This is a genomic window from Microbacterium umsixpiens, assembly GCF_053543675.1.
In genome coordinates, this window is record NZ_JBLVOH010000078.1 from 12,064 (window position 1) to 14,186 (window position 2,123).

General features: G+C 69.6%; 2 protein-coding genes. Both read right to left on the reverse strand.

Going from position 1 to position 2,123, the window contains the following annotated elements; all coding sequences use genetic code 11:
- Positions 1-891 (reverse strand): FGGY family carbohydrate kinase (locus ACNPM4_RS08070; RefSeq protein WP_448985344.1); only part of this gene is annotated, 891 nt, incomplete at its 3' end.
- A 116-nt stretch (positions 892-1,007) separates the two neighbouring features.
- Positions 1,008-1,997, reverse strand: coding sequence for a LacI family DNA-binding transcriptional regulator (locus tag ACNPM4_RS08075; protein WP_448985345.1), 990 nt, complete (start codon positions 1,995-1,997; stop codon positions 1,008-1,010).
- Positions 1,998-2,123: the final 126 nt, after the last annotated feature.

The window sequence follows — 2,123 nt, forward strand, 5'->3', positions numbered from 1 at the left end:
GGCGAGGTTTCGGGTACCGGGGAAGGCGCCGGCCGTGGTCCACATCGACGGCGTGCGCAGCGCGGGCTCCCCCGGCGTCACCGCGCTGGTGAAGACCATGAACATCGTCGTCCCGTACATCAGCATCAGGTCGGCGGTCTCGTGCGCGCCCACGCTGACGGCCTCGGTCCAGGCGTCGATCGTGCCCGTGATGACGGGCGTCCCTGCCGGGATTCCGGTCGATTCGGCTGCCTGCAGGGTGACGGTGCCGGCGATGTCGCCGGCCCACGCGAGGCGCGGCTGCACGATCGTGGTGGCGTAGCGACCCCAGAACGGGGCGTGCCACCGCTCGCTCTCGATGTCGTAGAGGGGAGAGACCTGGCTCGCGGACTGATGGTCGAAGACGTACGCGCCGGTGAGCCGACGGACGAGCCAGGATGCGGGCATGAACAGCCGTCGGGCGCGCGCCCAGGCCGCCGGCTCCTCCTCCGCGATCCAGGCGATCTTCGGCCCGCCGGCCTGCGACGTGAGCACCGAGCCTCCGATGCGGGTGATCTCTTCCACGCCGAGCTCGGCGGTGATCCTCTCGATCTGGGCGGAAGCGCGGGTGTCGACGCCGTAGAGGATCGCGGGCCGGACCGGCTGGTCGTTCTCGTCGGCGAGCAGGATGCAGGGACCCATCCCGCTGACGCCGACGGCGACGACCTCGGCATCGGGGTGCGCGGCGAGCAGTTCGCGGGCGATGTCGACGAACTCGTCCCACCAGATCGAGGCATCCATCTCCACCCAGCCGGTGTGCGGCCGGGAGACGTCGTGCTCGCGGGTGGTGGTGGCGATGATGGTTCCGTCGGGCGCCACGAGCACGCCTTTGGTGCTCGATGTACCGACATCCACCCCGAGGGTGCATCGCATGGTGTCCTCCTTGATCACGCCTGAGGAAAGCGTAGCTGAAATCGATTTCACGATGCAAGCAGGAGATCGTGGTTACGCATGCACCGTCTGTCACCGAGGCGATGCGGGCCGAAGCCCTACGCGGAACGCCGGGCGGTCGCCTGCCGGGTCTCGCCCCGCAGCACGACCGTGCGCGCAGGGTGGGTGTCGCCGGCGATGCGCTCGAGGAGCATGCGCGCCGCCGTCACACCCATGTGGCGGGCGGGCAGCTGCACCATCGTGACGGCGGTCGGCGAGAGCGTCGTGAAGGGCAGCGACCCGACGACTGCGACCCCGACTGCCGGTGGGGTGAGTCCGTGTTCGGTGAGCACCTGGATCGCTCCGACACCGATGAGGTTGTTTCCGGCGACGACGGCGTCCGGGGGGTCGGGCAGGGCGAGCAATTCCTCCATCGCCGCCCGCGCGCCGTCGACACGGAACGTCGCGAACCGTTGCAGCTCGTCGATGTCGGTATCGCGTCCCGCCGCTGCGAGCGCCTCTCGCCAACCCGCGGCGCGTTCGGCAGCGGTGTCGATGTCCTCCGGACCGCCGATGTACGCGATTCGCCGGTGGCCGGCGGCGATCAGGGACTCGGTCGCCGCGACGCCCGCCTCTCGGTTCGCCATCACGACGAGATCGAGCTCGTGACGGGTGGCGCGGTCGACCGCCACCACCGGTCGGCCGGTGGAGAGGATGCTGTCGAGATCCGTCGCCTTCGACGCCGCCGCGATGATGACGCCGGACATGTGCTCGGCGATCGCGATCTGCAGGTACGTCGCCTCCTTCTCGGTCTGCGAGTCGGAGTTGCAGAGCACCACCGAGTACCCGGCCTCGGAGGCCACATCCTCGACGCCACGGGCCATCTCCGTGAAGTAGGGGTTCTCGATATCGGGGATGACGAGGGCGATGACCTCGGACGTCTGGGTGCGCAGCGTGCGGGCGGCGCGGTTCGGCGTGAAGTTCAGCTCTTCCGCCGCGGCGCGCACGGCTTCGATCTTCTCGGGTGAGACCCTGGTGCCGTTGAACACCCGCGAGACCGTCGCCGGCGAGACGCCTGCGCGCCTCGCGACGTCGTAGATCGTGGTCATTTCCCGCCCTCTGCTGCCCGGATGCTTCACCCTACCGGCCTCTCCGGACGACGCTCGCGATCCCCCATCACGAGACGTCGCGGGCGTCCTCCTCGGCGGTGATCGCGATGTTCTCCTGTAGGCGCG